General features: G+C 47.1%; 18 protein-coding genes. 13 read left to right on the top strand and 5 right to left on the bottom strand.

From position 1 onward, the window contains the following. Nucleotide 1: 1 nt before the first annotated feature. Nucleotides 2-781: an ABC transporter permease gene (locus tag MKY54_RS01490; protein ID WP_076306800.1), complete on the top strand. Its 780-nt coding sequence runs from the start codon at nucleotides 2-4 to the stop codon at nucleotides 779-781. Nucleotides 782-826: 45 nt separating this feature from the next. On the opposite strand, the gene MKY54_RS01495 is transcribed toward MKY54_RS01490, so the two are convergent. Beyond that, nucleotides 827-1594 carry a hypothetical protein gene (locus tag MKY54_RS01495; RefSeq protein ID WP_076310058.1) on the bottom strand — a complete coding sequence of 256 codons (768 nt, stop codon included), beginning with the start codon at nucleotides 1592-1594 and terminating at the stop codon, nucleotides 827-829. A 279-nt stretch (nucleotides 1595-1873) separates the two neighbouring features. Here MKY54_RS01495 and MKY54_RS01500 point away from each other — a divergent pair, with 279 nt between their 5' ends. The 7 genes from MKY54_RS01500 (at nucleotide 1874) to MKY54_RS01530 (ending at nucleotide 7440) form a co-directional block, all read left to right on the top strand. After that, complete coding sequence (locus MKY54_RS01500) at nucleotides 1874-2986, top strand: extracellular solute-binding protein (RefSeq protein WP_076278953.1); 1113 nt, start codon at nucleotides 1874-1876, stop codon at nucleotides 2984-2986. Nucleotides 2987-3077: 91 nt separating this feature from the next. Next, nucleotides 3078-3998 carry an ABC transporter permease subunit gene (locus tag MKY54_RS01505; RefSeq protein ID WP_076306798.1) on the top strand — a complete coding sequence of 307 codons (921 nt, stop codon included), beginning with the start codon at nucleotides 3078-3080 and terminating at the stop codon, nucleotides 3996-3998. Then, the gene (locus MKY54_RS01510) at nucleotides 3995-4798 is read left to right on the top strand and encodes an ABC transporter permease subunit (protein ID WP_076186152.1); all 804 of its coding nucleotides are present in this window, start codon (nucleotides 3995-3997) and stop codon (nucleotides 4796-4798) included. Before MKY54_RS01505 ends, MKY54_RS01510 begins: the two co-directional genes overlap by 4 nt. After that, entirely contained in the window at nucleotides 4795-5838 is a 1044-nt protein-coding gene (locus tag MKY54_RS01515; RefSeq protein WP_076219711.1) for an ABC transporter ATP-binding protein, read from the top strand. Before MKY54_RS01510 ends, MKY54_RS01515 begins: the two co-directional genes overlap by 4 nt. A gap of 4 nt (nucleotides 5839-5842) precedes the next feature. After that, the gene (locus MKY54_RS01520) at nucleotides 5843-6718 is read left to right on the top strand and encodes an alkaline phosphatase family protein (protein ID WP_081387133.1); all 876 of its coding nucleotides are present in this window, start codon (nucleotides 5843-5845) and stop codon (nucleotides 6716-6718) included. Between the two features lie 57 nt (nucleotides 6719-6775). Next, on the top strand, nucleotides 6776-7093 hold the full coding sequence (locus tag MKY54_RS01525; protein WP_036687337.1) for a hypothetical protein: 318 nt from the start codon (nucleotides 6776-6778) through the stop codon (nucleotides 7091-7093). A 110-nt stretch (nucleotides 7094-7203) separates the two neighbouring features. Beyond that, nucleotides 7204-7440, top strand: coding sequence for a hypothetical protein (locus MKY54_RS01530; protein ID WP_076219710.1), 237 nt, complete (start codon nucleotides 7204-7206; stop codon nucleotides 7438-7440). Between the two features lie 104 nt (nucleotides 7441-7544). Here MKY54_RS01530 and MKY54_RS01535 read toward each other — a convergent pair whose 3' ends face one another. The 3 genes from MKY54_RS01535 to MKY54_RS01545 are packed head-to-tail and all read right to left on the bottom strand — an operon-like array spanning nucleotide 7545 to nucleotide 10904. Continuing rightward, nucleotides 7545-8624, bottom strand: coding sequence for a mannose-1-phosphate guanylyltransferase (locus tag MKY54_RS01535; protein WP_076127047.1), 1080 nt, complete (start codon nucleotides 8622-8624; stop codon nucleotides 7545-7547). Then, nucleotides 8617-9723, bottom strand: coding sequence for a glycosyltransferase (locus MKY54_RS01540; protein WP_076310056.1), 1107 nt, complete (start codon nucleotides 9721-9723; stop codon nucleotides 8617-8619). The genes MKY54_RS01535 and MKY54_RS01540 overlap by 8 nt, the downstream gene beginning before the upstream one ends. Next, nucleotides 9723-10904, bottom strand: a complete 1182-nt coding sequence (locus tag MKY54_RS01545) for a glycosyltransferase family 4 protein (protein ID WP_076275948.1) — start codon at nucleotides 10902-10904, stop codon at nucleotides 9723-9725. Before MKY54_RS01545 ends, MKY54_RS01540 begins: the two co-directional genes overlap by 1 nt. 216 nt (nucleotides 10905-11120) lie before the next feature. Here MKY54_RS01545 and MKY54_RS01550 point away from each other — a divergent pair, with 216 nt between their 5' ends. The 3 genes from MKY54_RS01550 to MKY54_RS01560 all read left to right on the top strand — a co-directional run bounded on the left by MKY54_RS01550 (nucleotide 11121) and on the right by MKY54_RS01560 (nucleotide 12999). Continuing rightward, the gene (locus MKY54_RS01550) at nucleotides 11121-11417 is read left to right on the top strand and encodes a helix-turn-helix transcriptional regulator (protein ID WP_076127054.1); all 297 of its coding nucleotides are present in this window, start codon (nucleotides 11121-11123) and stop codon (nucleotides 11415-11417) included. Continuing rightward, a complete protein-coding gene (locus MKY54_RS01555; protein ID WP_076127056.1) occupies nucleotides 11383-12327 on the top strand; it encodes a DUF1861 family protein in 945 nt (314 codons plus the stop codon). The genes MKY54_RS01550 and MKY54_RS01555 overlap by 35 nt, the downstream gene beginning before the upstream one ends. 87 nt (nucleotides 12328-12414) lie before the next feature. Then, on the top strand, nucleotides 12415-12999 hold the full coding sequence (locus tag MKY54_RS01560; protein WP_076101172.1) for a 50S ribosomal protein L25: 585 nt from the start codon (nucleotides 12415-12417) through the stop codon (nucleotides 12997-12999). Between the two features lie 66 nt (nucleotides 13000-13065). Here the strand turns inward: MKY54_RS01560 and MKY54_RS01565 are convergent, their stop codons facing one another. Next, entirely contained in the window at nucleotides 13066-15378 is a 2313-nt protein-coding gene (locus MKY54_RS01565; RefSeq protein WP_339191100.1) for a UvrD-helicase domain-containing protein, read from the bottom strand. 277 nt (nucleotides 15379-15655) lie between these two features. Here MKY54_RS01565 and MKY54_RS01570 point away from each other — a divergent pair, with 277 nt between their 5' ends. Together MKY54_RS01570 and MKY54_RS01575 are read left to right on the top strand one after the other, a co-directional pair. Further along, nucleotides 15656-15886: a hypothetical protein gene (locus tag MKY54_RS01570; protein ID WP_339189190.1), complete on the top strand. Its 231-nt coding sequence runs from the start codon at nucleotides 15656-15658 to the stop codon at nucleotides 15884-15886. A gap of 228 nt (nucleotides 15887-16114) precedes the next feature. Beyond that, nucleotides 16115-16675: a hypothetical protein gene (locus tag MKY54_RS01575; RefSeq protein ID WP_339189191.1), complete on the top strand. Its 561-nt coding sequence runs from the start codon at nucleotides 16115-16117 to the stop codon at nucleotides 16673-16675. The last annotated feature ends 192 nt before the right edge of the window (nucleotides 16676-16867 follow it).

Here is a 16867-nt window from a genome sequence, read left to right on the forward strand (position 1 = left end):
GATGAGAAAATGGTTGGAGAAGAAGTGGGTTTCCGTAACCCTTCTATGGATTACCACGTTCTGCGTCTGGCAGCTTGGAGCTGTAATCTATGGCCCCGATGTGATCCCCGGACCATGGAGTACACTTAAGGGCGGACGGGAGCTGCTGGAAGACGGAACCTTGCTGCAATATATCGGGATTAGCTTTTACCGGGTGCTCATTGGTTGGGTACTCGGCAGTTTACTGGCGATTCCCGTAGGGCTAATCATTGGGAAGGTGAACTTGATCCGTATTTTTGCGGAGCCTTTCCTGAACTTTATCCGTTTTATCCCGCCGATTGCATTCATTACATTGTTCTTAGTATGGTTTGGTATTGGGGAGCAGTCGAAGATTGCGTTAATTATGTACGCCACCTTTTTTATCGTGGTGCTGAATACTTTAACCGGTGTGATGTCCGTGGAAGAGGACAAAATCCGCTCAGCCCGCAGTATGGGCGCCAGTGAGTGGCAAATTCTGATTCATGTGGTTGTTCCGGCGACGATCCCTTATATTTTTACGGGTATCCGGTTAGCGATGGGCACCTCATATATGGCGATTATCGGTGCGGAAATGATTGCTTCGAACGAAGGTGTAGGTTATCTGATCTGGAATTCCCGGTTGTTTTTCCGTACGGATTGGATCTTTGTCGGGTTGTTCTGCCTTGGCTTTATGGGCTTCTTTACGGATCGTCTTTTTGGCTGGTTCGGTAAGAAGGTGCTTTACAGATACGGTGTTGTCAGTGTGGCAGCGCGTAGACGGTAATTATATTCATACATGTAAAACTGCCTGGAAATGTCGGGCAGTTTTTTACTTGGATTGAAGTTTATAAGAATATTTTTTGTTATTGTAAGTAAATTGGATGGAATCCAGTGATGAGGGATTAAGAGAATAATCATTTATTTTTTCTTTGTTGCCAGTCAGAAGATTATAAATATAAACTTCGTAACTATAGCTACCATCTGCATTTCCAGGAAGTATGGAAACCGATAGATAAAGTTTTTCTTTTTCATCAACTGCATAACTATAAAATTTACCTCCAGATGAATGGAATTGAGCAATTTCTTTATTAGATGTTGGATCGTCTACTTTCATCACCCAAGCTTGTTCTCGTATCGGCTGAGCGCCATCAGTGAAAATGGAAAAGGTATGATAGAGGATATAATCATCTAATCCAAAAACGCCGCTAACCACCAGAACAGCATCGCCATCATTTAAAGGTAACGTCAATAGCTTCTTGGACTTTTCTACAGCTAGTGTTTTTTCATTAGGAGAACTTAAATAGAAAGTGAATGGCTCTGTTGGAAAATAAAATGGATTTGCTTCTGTTCCAGGGGCAATGTTCATTTTTGGGGCTGGCAACCATACGATACCGGCAGAGGTATTGACAGCGTAGTTGTATTGTTCTGTATTCTGATCACGTAATGGGAGGGTGTAAAGATCACTGTTTATTTGAATGATTTTATTACTTGTATCTGGCGTGTTATTTTTAGGAGGAGTAGCTGCATTGTTGCAAGCTGAGATAAGCAAAGTACATAGAAATAAACCTGTTACCATCTGAATTTTTGTAAACGGCATTTTTCAAGCTCCTCTGAGGGTCATTTCTTATTATGAATAAATACTACTATACATCAGTAAAGTTCTATTTTAGTGTAATTAATGTAATTATTTTCATAAAAACATTTCTAAGGGAAACGGCGGTCATCTAAAAAAGACGACAGGTCGTTTCTTTTTATTTACAAATATTCCTATTCTCCTTAATGCCGCGAAAATAGTACACGCCTATACTGCAATTGGGTGCCTAACAGTTGGACATAAAGAAGCCCGCAAATAAGAAATAGGAGTGAAGGGGAAATCATGAAAAAAGGGATCAAAAATCAATTATCGATGGGTCTAATGTTATCCTTGCTCGTCCTGTTGCTTGCTGCTTGTGGAAATTCAGCCAAGGCTGAAGAAACAACGAATGGAAAGGCTGGCACCAAAGAATTAAGTCTGACTGAGATCGAGAGTAAAGCTAAAGAAGAGGGCAGTATCGTCAGTGTAGGAATGCCGGATTCCTGGGCGAACTGGAAAGATACATGGAGTGATATGAACAGTAAGTATGGTCTTACACATTCGGATACCGATATGTCGAGCGCGGAGGAAATTGCCAAGTTTGATGCGGAAAAAGACAAACCAACGGCCGATATCGGAGATGTGGGGATTGCGTTTGGCTCGGTTGCCGTGGATAAAGGGGTAACCCAGCCTTATAAAACATCCTACTGGGATGAAATCCCCGATTGGGCTAAGGATAAGGACGGGAATTGGATCGTCGGCTATCAAGGCACCATTTCTTTTCTGACTAACACTAAGCTCGTGGCGAATCCACCGAAGAGCTGGGAAGATCTGAAGAACGGTAACTACAAAATCATCGTTGGTGATGTAACCAAGGCTGCTCAAGCACAGATGGCTGTATTGGCCGCAGCGATTGCCTTTGGTGGCGATGAGTCGAACATTGAACCGGGGATTGCTTTTTTCGAGGATTTAGCTAAAAACGGACGTCTCTCCAATGCAGAAGCTTCCCTTGCCAACATTGAAAAAGGGGAAGTAGAAGTTACCCTGCTCTGGGATTTCAACGCTTTGAACTATAGAGACCAGATCAACAAAGATGGCTTCGCAGTAGCCATTCCCCAGGAAGGCAGTGTCGTGAGCGGGTATGCCACGATCATCAACAAATATGCGCCGCATCCTAACGCGGCGAAGCTTACACGTCAATACATCCTTAGCGATGAAGGACAGATTAATCTTGCCAAAGGTTACGCTCGTCCGATCCGTGACAGTGTAACGTTGCCGGATGATGTTGCAGCTAAGCTGCTGCCAAAAGAAGAATACGTCAACGCTAAGCCTGTTGGTGATTACAAGGTATGGGAAGAGACGGCAAAAACCATTCCTCAATTGTGGCAGGAACGTGTGCTTGTGCATTTGAATTAGTATTCATTTCTCCCTAAAAAAGAAGCAGGGCGCCTTCGTCATGATGCCGTAAGGCGCCTTTGTTCTATTCCCGCGACAAGGAGCGAGTAAGATGAAACAAAGAAGCCGCGGTGTGATCCTGGCACTTATTCCATTTGCACTAATGGTGTTAGCCTTTCAACTGGTACCTATACTATCCATGTTGACGGGAAGCTTTCGCACAGCGGACGGAACGGGATTTACGTTAGGCAATTATCTGCATGCGTTGCAAAGTGCCTATTACATGCAGGCGATTAAGAACAGTCTGCTAATCTCCATAACCTCAAGTCTGATAGGGATCATTGTCGGACTTTTTTGTGCTTATTGCATTACCCGGTTTACCCCGAGAGTACGCGATAGACTTCTGATGCTGTCGAATATGACCTCTAACTTCGCAGGTGTTCCGCTGGCTTTTGCTTATATCATTTTGCTCGGAAATAATGGGGTGTTTACACTCTTATTTAAACAGTGGGGCTGGAGTGTTTTTGCCGATTTTGATCTATATAGCTGGTCAGGTCTAATACTGGTGTATGTATACTTTCAGGTTCCGTTAGCCTTACTGCTTTTGTACCCGTCCTTTTACGGAATTCGTGAGCAGTGGAGAGAGGCAGCGTCCTTACTGGGGGCTGGGCCTTGGCAGTTCTGGAAGACGATTGGCCTGCCTATTCTAACTCCGGCGATCTTCGGCACACTTGGAATTCTTTTTGCTAATGCAATGGGGGCTTATGCGACGGCTTACGCATTGGTTGGCGGAAATTACAATCTGTTGGCGGTACGTATCGGTTCACTGATTGCCGGAGATGTGGTTACACAGCCACAAATGGGGAGTACGCTTGCTGTTCTGCTTGGTCTGACTACGATTTTGGCGGTTTATCTGAACCATTTAATGGTGCGGCGTGCGGAGAGGTTCGGAACGAAAGCACTCAGTAAACCGGATGTGAAAATCAAAGCTTCCCGGCGTTTATGGACAGCTCGTGAGGAGGCAGGGCAATGAATATACGTAAAGCAGGCTTTGCTCCACGCACCTTCATGCTGCTGCTCATGGTGTATTTGCTGCTTCCTCTTTTGGCAACGGGCATTTATGCTTTTGCACAAGATTGGCAGAATACCTTGCTGCCCCGAGCTTGGACGCTGAATTGGTTTGGGGAAATGTTTGAGGATATTCGCTTTCTGGAGGCGCTTTGGACCTCGCTTTATTTATGCCTGATCAGCGTGGTGCTGAGTCTGGCCGTGATGCTGCCAGCTGTTTTTGTCATCACCCTCTATTTTCCGCGTTGGGAGAGCTTTATGAAAGGTATTGTTGTTTTGCCTTATGCGGTGCCTGGTGTTGTGGCTGCGGTAGGTCTTATTCGTACCTATTCTTCTGGACCCTTTGATATCGCTGGAACAGCGTATTTATTAGTGGGGGCATATTTTGTGGTCATCCTTCCCTATATGTATCAGGGCATTCGCAATAGTCTGTTAACGGTTAATGCCGTTGAACTGCTGCATGCTGCGGAGCTGCTTGGTGCCCGCCGAAGAACGGCCTTCGTGAATGTGATTTTGCCTAATATATGGCCTGGGGTTATCGTCTCTACACTGTTATCATTTTCAGTTCTATTCGGCGAATTTGTCCTTACGAACATGTTAGTTGGCGGACATATTCAGACGATTCAGGTATATCTATATCAAAGGGTTGGTGAAAGTGGACATTTAGCCAGCGCGATTGCGATCTCTTATTTTCTGTTTATTCTAATTCTTTCGATGGTACTCATGAAGCTCGGTAAAAAGATGGGAGGGGGCGTTAAGGGATGAATGATTATCTAAAGCTGCAGGGTGTACGCAAAATGTTTGGGAATACCTGTGTGTTAGACAATGTTGATTTGGAGATCCGTGAAGGTGAACTTGTGACACTGCTAGGCCCCTCCGGTTGTGGAAAAAGCACATTGCTACGCTGCATAGCCGGTCTTTCAGAGCTGGATGGCGGCAGAATTCTTTTGGAAAATAAAGATCTGGGAAGTTTGCCGCCCCGTAAGCGCGAGGTAGGAATGGTGTTTCAGTCTTATGCCTTGTTCCCCAATCTGACGGTGAGCCAAAATATCGAGTATGGAATGAAAATGCGTGGATTATCGAAATCAGCCCGCCATCATCGCTGCGCGGAATTGCTGGCATTGGTCGATCTGGAGGATAAACGGGATGTATATCCGCAGTCCCTCTCCGGTGGACAGCAGCAGCGGGTAGCGCTGGCTCGTTCTCTAGCGGTGCAGCCCAAAGTATTGCTGCTGGATGAACCCTTAAGCGCACTAGATGCTAAGATACGCAAGAATTTACGTGCAGAAATTCGTGATATCCAAAAAAGGTTTAACATGACGACACTATTCGTGACACATGATCAGGAGGAAGCGCTGATTCTTTCTGACCGCATCTGTATTATGAACGGTGGCCGGATTGTGCAGGATGGCACACCTGAGGGGTTGTACTCCGCACCACGAACAGAGTTCGTTGCCCGGTTTATGGGCAGTTACAATGTATTGACCCGATCAGAAGTGATGACGTTGTTCCGGGGGATAGAGAGCACGCAGGACCGCTTTGCTATTCGGCCTGAGGCGGTTACGCTGCTGCATGAGGGTGCGGGACTTCACGAGGTTGCTGCCGGAGTGCAACTGGTGGATGGCATCATTAAATCTGTCTCCGTGTTGGGCAATATTATTAGGTGTACGGTAGAGGTAGAAGACATTTGCTTAACGGTTGATCTTTTAAATGACGGACGCTGGCTGAGGCTGGTGGAAGGGGCTAACGTCACCTTGGCTCTGAACCCTTCTGAGCTGCTGCATCTGGAACGAGAGGGAGCGTAATAAGATGACTGAAATGAACAATAAACTTATTGTGGTAGTGTTGGACGGACTTAGATATGAGGCCGCACGTGAATATATGGGGTATATGGAGCATTTGGTGGAGCAGGGGAAAATATCATGTCACCGAGTGAAGTCGGAATTGCCTAGTCTGTCACGCCCGCTTTATGAAGTGCTTTTGACGGGGACACCTGTGACCAAAAATGGAATTACGGCTAACCATATTGTGAGACCAAGCCATGAAGAGAGTGTATTCCATCTGGCAGTGGCCGCTAATTTGCGCACAGCTGCTGTCGCCTATCATTGGGTCAGTGAGCTTTATAATTCGGCCCCTTTTGATCCGCTGGCTGATCGCCATCAGCACAATGTGATGAAGCCCATTCAGCATGGCAGCTTTTATTTCGAGGATCACTATCCCGACAGTCATGTGTTTGCCGACGCTGTGTATTTACGGAGTGCCTATGATCCGCATTTCCTATACATTCACTCCATGAATATAGATGACGCCGGGCATCGTTATGGCGGCGAGAGTAAAGAATATGAGCTTTCAGTGCGTAATGCCGACGGTCTGCTGGCCACTGTTTTGCCTATTTGGATGGAACAGGGCTATAAGATTATGATTACGGCAGATCACGGAATGAACGCAAATGGGTACCACGGCGGGATAACCCCTTCCGAGCGAAATGTGCCATTATATACGTTTGGGGTAGATGTATTATCTTCAGAAAAAGAGGAAGAAATGCTGCCACAGCTGCGAATGGCTCCTTTAATGTGCCACTGTTTGGGGCTGGCCCCTTCAGCAGCAATGAGTAAGGAGGGCTTGCCTCCACTTGTGCAGAAGCAATCTCATGACAAAGTGGAAGAACCTTTGCCGTTGGTATGAAATAAAATAATTAGCACGAGAAAAATCATATATTTTACCCAATTAGGAGGTTGTCTATTGAGCGCTTCTAAAGCTATGAAATGGATTACGGGTTCCTGTGAAATTATTTTGGCAATTCCAATTCTGGGTGCTGCTATTGTTATTGGCACGGGGTATTCCGTTCTGGGGTTGATGTTTATTCTACATGTGATTACATTGATTTTATCTTCAAGAGACCGTGAGTCTATCTACGGTTCAGTGCTAGGAATTATAACTTCTTTATTGGCATGGATTCCTTTCGTGGGCTGGTTCTTGCACTTAATTACTGGGATTCTGTTGATGGTGAGTGGAGGACAGAAGTCCCGTTATCCGTCGAACCATATCTATCCACAATGATGTAAAATGACTTCAATACAGCCCAATTCGGACGTTTGTCCGGTTGGGCTGTATTCATGTTATAATGAGGGCACATTTTAGCAGTAAGCACAGAGAGGAGGCGCATCCATATGGAAATAACCGCACAAGAAGTAGCAGAATGGATGGTGAAGGAGATTCGTTTTACGGGTACCTTGCATCAGACGGCGGCGATTGAATATGTGAAAGAGAATTTTGGAGAAGAATTTGTATTTGTGAATGAGAACGGCAATGCCTCACTCTCCAAAGAAGTGAAGAAAGCTTTCCGGAAACTCCATGGCGGGAGAATTGCTTGGGATCGAGACGGGTTCTTGTGGGCTTGGACCTAGGTTTCGCGCTTAAAAAAAATTTATAAACTGTTCAACTTATATAATGAGATGAAAAACGGACCATGCATGTACTGCAATGGCCCGTCTTTTTGCATTCCTTTTTGTTAGATATATTCTGTCATTCCCTGTTCCTTTAGAAGCTCCACGATATCTTTGACTGACTGCGCTTTGTCCTTGGGACAGATTAATAGTGCATCCCCAGTATCCGCAATGATGAACCCGTCTACACCAATGGTCGTGATCAGTCTGCCATTTCCATAGATGATTGAATTATGGGTATCTATCCCCACATGATTTGCTTTTATAATGTTGCCTGCATCATCCGGAGGGAAGATTGAACCCAGTGCATCCCAGCTGCCAATATCATTCCAGCCAAACTGCCCGGAAAGCACGACAACTTCATCAGAGCGTTCTAAAATGCCGTAATCAATCGAAATATTCTGAAGCGTTGGATAGATGGCGTTAATAACTTCCTCTTCCTGATCTGTACCCAAATAATCACTGATGGGCAGCATGGTTTTGTAGAGTCGAGGTAGATAACGTTTGAAATTATCAATAATGACAGAGGTCTGCCAAATAAAAATCCCACTATTCCATAGATAATTACCGGATGCCAGATAACTCTGTGCATTCTGAAAGTTTGGTTTCTCTACAAATTCATCTACATCATATACAGCCACTGGGCTTGTCGCAATCGGCGTCTTATCAAAGGCAATATAGCCGTAGCCAGTAGATGGGAAAGTAGGCTTGATTCCGATGGTTACTATTTTGTCTGACTCCATGGCAACAGTACAGGCTTCGTCTAGTGTAAGACGGAATTGTTCCTCATCCGTTATATAGTGATCGGAAGGCAGGACGACCATTAAGGAATTGCCATGAGATTTCTCTATAGATAATGCTGCAAAAAGAATGCTAGCGGCTGTATTTCGCGCCACAGGTTCAATTAGAATATTAGCTTTGAGAACGCTGCTGTGCATAATACTCTCCAACAATACTGCTTGGGTACGATTAGTAACGATAACTGTATTCTCCTGAGGAATAATCCCTTTGAAGCGTTCAATCGTATCGTTTAGCATAATGTCGTTGCCACTAATATTCAGCAGCTGCTTTGGGATTTCTTGTCTGGACAGGGGCCAAAACCGTGTTCCGCCCCCGCCGGCTAGGATCGTAGCATATTTATTCATAATGCATCACCAACCGGGCAATTGTGAAGGATATAATGCTCTCCGAGCCTTGGTTCAGGTTGAGCCCCGCGGCATGGATGCCGTCATAACAAGCACCAGTCTGCGGATCGATCAGAGGGATTCCCAAGGAATTATGCCCTAGATACCAGTTGTAGCATAATTCTGCTTGCGTAAGATAGGCGGGGTCCTCAAGAACAACAGCTGCTTCCCGGCAGGCCAGCAGCATCTCGCAGGCTTCAATGGGCTGTTCATCATAGGGTGCAGCCAGCCCATCACGCAGCAGCCAGCCATGGCTGCCGATCGGTTTATAGTAACCTTTGCTGGAGAAGGTGGTGGAAGCTAGGAAATCCAGGCTTTCCTTGGCGGTCTCCCGCAGGTCTTTATTCCCGGAGATCAGGAAGGCCCGAAGCAGAGCCCAGGGCAGCATGGAATTGCCATAAGTGATGCTGTTCTCGAACCAATTCCAGCCGTGCCCCTTATAGCGGGTATATTGATTATGCAGCCGAACCGCAATATTTTCGATCAGACTCTCAATGGTTGCCCTTGGCAGAAAGGCGGCTTCTTCGGTCGTGTTTTCAGTATGCGGGTATGGAAAAGCATAACCTAATGAGCCCGGTGCTTCGGTAAGATAACTTAGGCCGATGATGGCATAGGCTCCAGCCCGAGGTGAGCCCAAGGCTTCCAGATGCGGCAGTGCCTGATTGATCAAATACCGGCAGGTATTCATCAGGTTATCGGGCAGGGAAGCAGCATGCGACAGGGCGAACCCGAGTGCCCACAAGGTACGTCCCTGGCAATCTTCAGAACCTTTATCCTCTATAAAGGAGCGGTTATAATCCATGAAATTGCGAAAATTGCCGTCCGCTGTCTGGGAATGATAGATAAAAGAGATATACGTATGAATGAGATCGAGTGCCACGGCATCCCGGGAATTCTCGTACATTAAGACCGCAGCAATCAGGGCGCGGGCGTTATCATCGGTAGTGTAGCCCTTGGAACGGTCCGGAACCCCAAACTTGGTATGCTGAAAGATTCCTGTATCGTCCGTGATTCTGCGGAGATAGCCTGGTTTAGCCTGTACTGTGGTGGAGGTTTCCATTAAATCACGCTCCGATCAGCTGACGCCGAGCTCTGGATATGGCTGTGGAACAAGGCGGCATAGATTTTGGCGATTTCGTTCCAGCGCATAGTGAGCCCGAGCTTCAACGTACGGTCTTCCATCGTTTGCACCAGGGCGGGGCTATTCAGCAAGCGCAAAATGCAGGCTTCCAAGGAAGCAGAATCATGAAAATCAGCCAGTAGACCGCGGCCTTCTGCCAACATTTCCTGGGCGTAGCGGTAAGGGGTCGACACGATGACCCGGCCATAACCGACTCCGTAGGCCAGGGTGCCGCTGACGGCCTGATCCTTACCCAGATAAGGAGTCACATAAATATCTGACATGACCAAGGACTCTATTACTTCTTCTTGGGTCAGCAACTTATCGACGAATTGGACATTGTCCTGCAGGTCAAACATTTCTACGAGGTCCGTCAGTTTCTGGCGGTAAACTTCGCCGGATTCCAGCTTGACGACCGGATGGGTCTTGCCCCAGACAATGTAAAGTGCTTCGGGATGTCGCTTGACCACGCCGCGCATAGCTTCGATGCTGTATTCAATCCCTTTGCCGGGACTGAGGAAGCCGAAGGTGGAGAGGATTTTGCGGTCTGGATAACCGTATTGTGCTTTGAGGCTGGAGCGTGAAGCTGTGCTCACTTGAGGGACACCGTGATGGATGAATGTAATTTTGGAAACTGGGATCTCATAAATAGTAGATAAATCAGTAAGGGTTGATTCCGCCATCGTCACGACCTGCACGCTACGCTCGGCCAGACATCGGATGATCTGATGCTGCTTAGGGGAGGGCTTGGTCAACACTGTGTGAAAAACAACAACATACGGAATGTTCAAACGTTCGACAAAGGGCAGCAGGTATTCACCGCTTTCTCCGCCGTAGATGCCAAATTCATGTTGGATGACCAACAAATCGGTATCAGAATTGTTGAGGAAATCGGCCGTATCTATATAATCTGCGTAATTATGCTGGTCGATCTGCCGTATTACCTGCTGATCGTAAGCGTAGGTTTCATTGTTGTTTATGGCAATAATCCGGGGCGGATTGAAGCCGGGAAGGTGGATAAGTTCATCTAGCAGATCCTGTGTGAACGTGGCGATACCGCACTCTCGCGGCAGACTGGTTCCCAGGAACACGATGTTGTGATTACGGACTGTATTTTTCATTCAAAGAGCCTCCCTAATGGTCTTGCGATTGGTCTGGATACAAAAAAAGAAAATAAAGAAGACTTTATTTTCTGAATAGGGAAAGGTATTTGTTTTTTCTGAAATTAGAAATGTTGCAAATTATTTCCTAATCCCACTGTAACATGACCATTTAATCTTGTCAATTTAATTGACTCCTTGGGTGAGTGCGGATATATTATGGGAGGAGGTGGATGAATGCCAGTCATACGCAGTAAACTGAGCGAGGTCATGCTGAGGCATGATCCGAAATTATCGATCCGTAAGCTTGCCAAAGAGATCAATTACCACTTTGATTCAGTACGCCGAATGTACAAGAATGAGATGGTGCAGTATCCAAGGGATCTGCTGCTAAAATTATGTGTATACTTTAATGTCCAGCCCGGCGAGCTGATCGCCATGGATGCGGAAGACAACGATTGGGTAATCGATCGTTCAAATGATTATGAGGAGGACGATGATGACAAGGAACCCGGCACGGACAGCCACCTGTAAGCAGCTTCTGGATACATATCATGCCGGACGCGGTACAACCATAGTAAATAAACTGACGTTCACCGGTGTCGGGCACCGGGATGTCTATAATATAACCGCCCCGTTTATGTATAACGGGGAGGAAGTACTAATGGGAAGAGTTGAGGAACGGGACAGTGAGTTCTCTCAAGTCTTCTTTTTTACATGCCATGATGGAGTCTGGAGGCCTCGTGCGCATACGCATACGTACAATTTACAGGACCCGTGCTGGACCCGGATCAGGGGGGAACTTATTGTGGGCGGGGTGGAAGTGATTACGGCAGCGGATGATCCGCACCGGATTACCTCCTGGGTGACCCAATTCTACCGGGGGTATCACATCGATTCTTTAACCCACTTTTCTTCAGGTCCCGGCACGATGAAGGATATCCGGCTTATCGAGCTTGATAATGGCAGTGTAGGCGTATTTACCCGGCCACAGGGCGAACGGGGTGGGCGAGGACAGATTGGGTTCACAGTGATTCCTTCGCTGGACGAACTGAATGAGCAGACCTTTATTGATGCCGAGGTGCTTCAGGATCAATTCGTGCCCGAAGAGTGGGGGGGAGCCAATGAAGCTCATCTGCTGCGGGGTGGAATGGTGGGCGTATTGGGCCACATTGCCTGCTTCGATAGCGCTGGAAACAAACACTATTATGCCATGGCTTTTTCGCTGAATCCTGAGACTTATAAAGCAACTCCGGTCAAAATAATTGCAGTCCGCAGTGATTTTCCGGCGGGCCCGGGCAAGCGCAAAGAACTGGAGGATGTCATCTTTAGCGGTGGCTTGAAACGTCTTGGAGGAGGCCGGGCGGTACTATCTGTAGGGGTGAGTGATGCTGAAGCATATGAGATTGAGATCGCGGACCCTTTTGACGAATACGAATCCTAGCATTCTTCCAGTTGGTTTGACTAGATTATATGGTCATGTTACACTTAGTGTGACAAGAATTTATGGTCAAAGAGAGCGGGAAACCCAATGAATAAGTTTATTCAATTCAACACACGTAAGACTGACACCAAGTCCAACATCAATCAGGCGCGTAAGCAAGGACGTATTCCGGCTGTATTATATGGTATTGGTAAAGAGACTCTGACGTTGGAAGTGAATGAAAAAGAACTTCTGGACATTCTCAAAAAGAATCCGCGCGCAATTCTGCAAGGTAAGGTATCGGAAGAGCTGGAGGTTCCGGTCGTGGTTCAGAACATTCAGAAGGATACCCTGTCCGGCAAAATTCTGCATATTGATTTTCAACATGTAAATATGAAAAAGAGCATGGACAGCAAGGTGACTATTCATTTTGCAGGTGAAGCCGTAGGGATTAAAGCAGGCGGCACACTTCAGGTAGAAATCTATGAAGTGGAAGTTCGTTGTATGCCTGAGGATCTGCCTACCTCCATGGAAGTCGATATCAGCGGACTGGATATTGGCGACCAGTTGCTCGTCTCTGATCTGATCTTCAAGGACGGTATTGAAGTGTTGACCGAACCGTCAACCGTAATGATCCAGATCAAGACCGTGCATGAAGAAGAGGAAGAAGAAGCGGTAGTAACTCCAGCTTAAACATATATTTTTTATAAAAAAGGCAAGTTTCCAGGGAAGAGGAAACTTGCTTTTTTTTGCGTTGAATCATACAGGAACTTCTCGTTGGTCCTTTGCCATAGGGGAACTACATAACGGGCAGGGTTTTGAGGTTAAATGATCCTCAGCTCCGCCCGCTTTCATGCGTGTCCAGCCAGGACAGGTACTGCTGGTACAATTCCATACCGCAACGACATGGGTTCTTGTCGCAGTTGTCCGGCTGGTAGGTAAGGATCTTGTTGTCACTGTTCTGCTCACCGTAGTCGTTGCTGTGGAAGAAACGGCAGAGCGGAAGGCTGATAACATGAAGCGGGAGACCTCTGCTTTTTTGCCCCGATGCCTCGCAGGTGAACTGATAAACAGCTCTTCCCGGGCTCTAGTAACAGCTACGTAAGCCAGTCTTCGCTCCTCTTCCAGGGCAGCCAAGCTTGAACTCCCACTATTTGCAGCGGCCAGCTTGCGGTCCTTGAGCCGGTCCCCCTCCAGGGCGGAGCTATGCGGGAGAATTCCTTCAGAGGCTCCAATCAAAAAGACCACAGGAAACTCTAATCCTTTGGATTTGTGAATGGTCATAAGCGCGATCCGATTCCCTTGTTCTTTGGTGCTTGGCTGACGATTATGTTCATTACGTTCCGTAACATTATCTATGAAATCCAGAAAGGCAGGAATACTATCAAATCGCTCTGCAGACGATTCTAGTTCATCTAGCATTTCTTTTAACGTTTCGCGATGCAAGGTTGCTTGATGCCGCTCATTCGCTTCGATGAAATAATCATAGAATTGCGTGCGGACCTGGCGAATCGCTTGGACTGGGGTTAACTCGCGCATATTGCGAATTAGATCCAGCCGCTCTCTAAGCTTAGTGCCCTTGAAATCCTCCATGCCGGGCATGGACAACAGATGGATTAGTGGGCCTTGCTTTGGTTGTCTAGCTTCCATCTGCCGGATGTGATTCATACCTTTTTCACGGTTCATATAAAGAGTAGGCAGGATGTTCTCCATAGCCGCAAAATTCCGCCGATTCACGGAGAGACGCATATGATCCACGACCGGGGAAATTAGCCAGTGTTCGTACAGTAATTGCCCTTCTCCATAATCAATATAGGGAATATCGCGTAAAAGAAGTAATTCCAGAACGGCCCGGTTGCTGCTGGACGCTCTATATAACATGGCGAAGTCGCTATATTCTCTTTTGCCGCTCGAAACCTCGTTTAAAATATGCTCAACCATCTGCTCAGCTTCCTCGTCTGCTGTCTGGGGACGCATATACCGGGGCTGACTCCCGCTCCCTTTGGCAGCTTGCAGGGTTTTGGAACGCCGGCGCGTATTGTGCCGGATAATACCGTTGCCGAGTCCGACTATAGCTGGACCAGAACGGTAATTAATATCAAGTGTAATAACCCTTGCTCCCGGGTACAGCTTCTCGAATTCCAGAATGAATTCACTGCGTGCCCCGTTGAAGGAATAAATCGTCTGGTCATCGTCGCCAACCACCATCAGATTATGCTGCGGGTGAGCAATCATTTTGACTAATTCGTATTGCAGGGCATTGGTATCCTGAAACTCATCCACCATCACGTATAGATATCTCATCTGCAATTCCTGTAAAAGCGTAGGACGCTCCTTCAGCATCCGATAGGCGATTAAGAGGACATCATCGAAGTCGATTTTAAAATTGTCTAGTTTCCATTGTTCGTAGATTTCCAGAATGGATTTCATTTCTTTTTCAGCGGTGGTTCCTTCAGGCAAGCCTTCTACGGTACCCATGTTCATCTTGCAGGAAGAGAGCAGGGAGAGTAGCGTTTCCGGTGGATAGGCATCTTTAGGTAGCCCTAGCTCACGCATGATTTGTTTCAACAGGATGTGCTGGCGCCGCGTCTCACTGAAAATCTCTTGCTGCAATCCTTGTCTGCGCAAGAAAAATAAGAAAAAGGAATGAAACGTGCGGGCCTGCAGCCGCGCGACGTCCGCTGGGCCTACTCCCGGTAATAGGGCGATCCGTTCGCGCATTTCCGCCGCAGCTTTACTCGAAAAAGTCAGCAATAGCAGCTGACTTGGCGAGACACCGCGCACGGACAACAAATAACCGGTTCGGCAGATCAGAACCGAGGTTTTGCCGGAGCCTGCGCCGGCCAGTGTTAGAAGCGGCCCTTTATGATGCCGTACCGCAGAAATCTGCGGACGATTGAGCAGGATGCCGCCTTCTTCCAGCCTGCGAAAATAAGCGGAGTCCTCATCCTCCCGCTTCACCAGTTCTTGGCTTGTCTGCGCTGAGGCCACAGCCGCTTGCGGGATCCGCTCACCAGTAGCTCCCAGTGGGATATTATGAAATAAAAGCTTATTCAATAGATTCACCTTCATTATTTCTGTATAGAGTGGTCTCAACAAATCTAGTTCTATGATGTTTGAGTTCATCTTAAAATGTGCCGAAAATTTAGCCAATCTACAATATACCATCCCAGGCTTTTTACTGCACAGGAAAAGTGTTGGATATTGAGCCAGTAAAAATATGGGGATTGGTGTGGGAGTGGGACACAACGGTGGTATAAATCCCGTAGATAGGCTGGAATGTGACTGCGTGGGCGGAATGTACGGTATAAATCCCACAGATAGGCTGGAATGTGGCTGCGTGGACTGAATGTACGGTATAAATCCCGTAGATTGGATGGATTGTGGCTGCGTAGGCGGAATGTACGGTATAAATCCCGTAGATTGGATGGATTGTGGCTGCGTGGGCGGAATGTACGGTATAAATCCCGTAGATTGGATGGAAAGTGGCTGCGTGGGCGGGATGTACGGTATAAATCCCGTAGATAAGCTGGGATGTGGCTGCGTGGGCGAAATGTACGGTATAAATCCCGTAGATTAGCTGGAATGTGGCTGCGTGAGCGGAATGTACGGTAAAAATCCCGTAGATTAGCTGGAATATGGCTGCGTGGGCGGAATGTACGGTATAAATCCCGTAGATTGGATGGAAAGTGACTACGTGGGCGGAATGTACGGTATAAATCCCGTAGATTGGATGGAAAGTGGCTGCGTGGGCGGAATGTACGGTATAAATCCCGTAGATTAGCTGGATCGTGGCTGCGTGGGCGGAATGTACGGTATAAATCCCGTAGATTGGATGGAAAGTGGCTGCGTGGGCGGAATGAGGGGCAAAAACGCCCTAGAAAAGGGCAAATCCGCCACCGTAAGCGAAAAGAGAGGCATATATGCCCTAGAAAGAAGCAGAAGAGGAGTTGGGACATGGAAGAGAGGCAAAAATGCCCTAAATAAGGGCAAATCCGCCTCCATAAGCAAAAAGAGAGGCATATATGCCCTAGAAATGAGCAGAAGAGGAGCAGCGACGTGGAAGAGAGGCAAAAAAGCCCTAAATAAGGGCAAATCCACCCCCATAAGCGAAAAGAGAGGCATATATGCCCTAGAAAGAAGCAGAAGAGGAGTTGGGACATGGAAGAGAGGCAAAAATGCCCTAAATAAGGGCAAATCCGCCTCCATAAGCAAAAAGAGAGGCATATATGCCCTAGAAATGAGCAGAAGAGGAGCAGCGACGTGGAAGAGAGGCAAAAAAGCCCTAAATAAGGGCAAATCCGCCTCCGTAAGCGAAAAGAGAGGCATATATGCCCTAGAAATGAGCAGAAGAGGAGCTGCGACGTAGAAGAGGGGCAAAAATGCCCTAGAAAAGGGCAAATCCGCCTCCATAAGCGAAAAGAGAGGCATATTTGCCCCAGTAAAGGGCGCCGGGTGCAGGTCTGTTTCTATTTTTATAATATAAAAATTTCTGCCCGCGCATCGCAGGCTTGTCCAGCGCACATTTGCCACTCTCCTGAACAATTCTGTGATGCCCATT

The sequence above is a fragment of the Paenibacillus sp. FSL P2-0121 genome, assembly GCF_037975345.1.
GTDB classification, from domain to species: domain Bacteria; phylum Bacillota; class Bacilli; order Paenibacillales; family Paenibacillaceae; genus Paenibacillus_AQ; species Paenibacillus_AQ odorifer.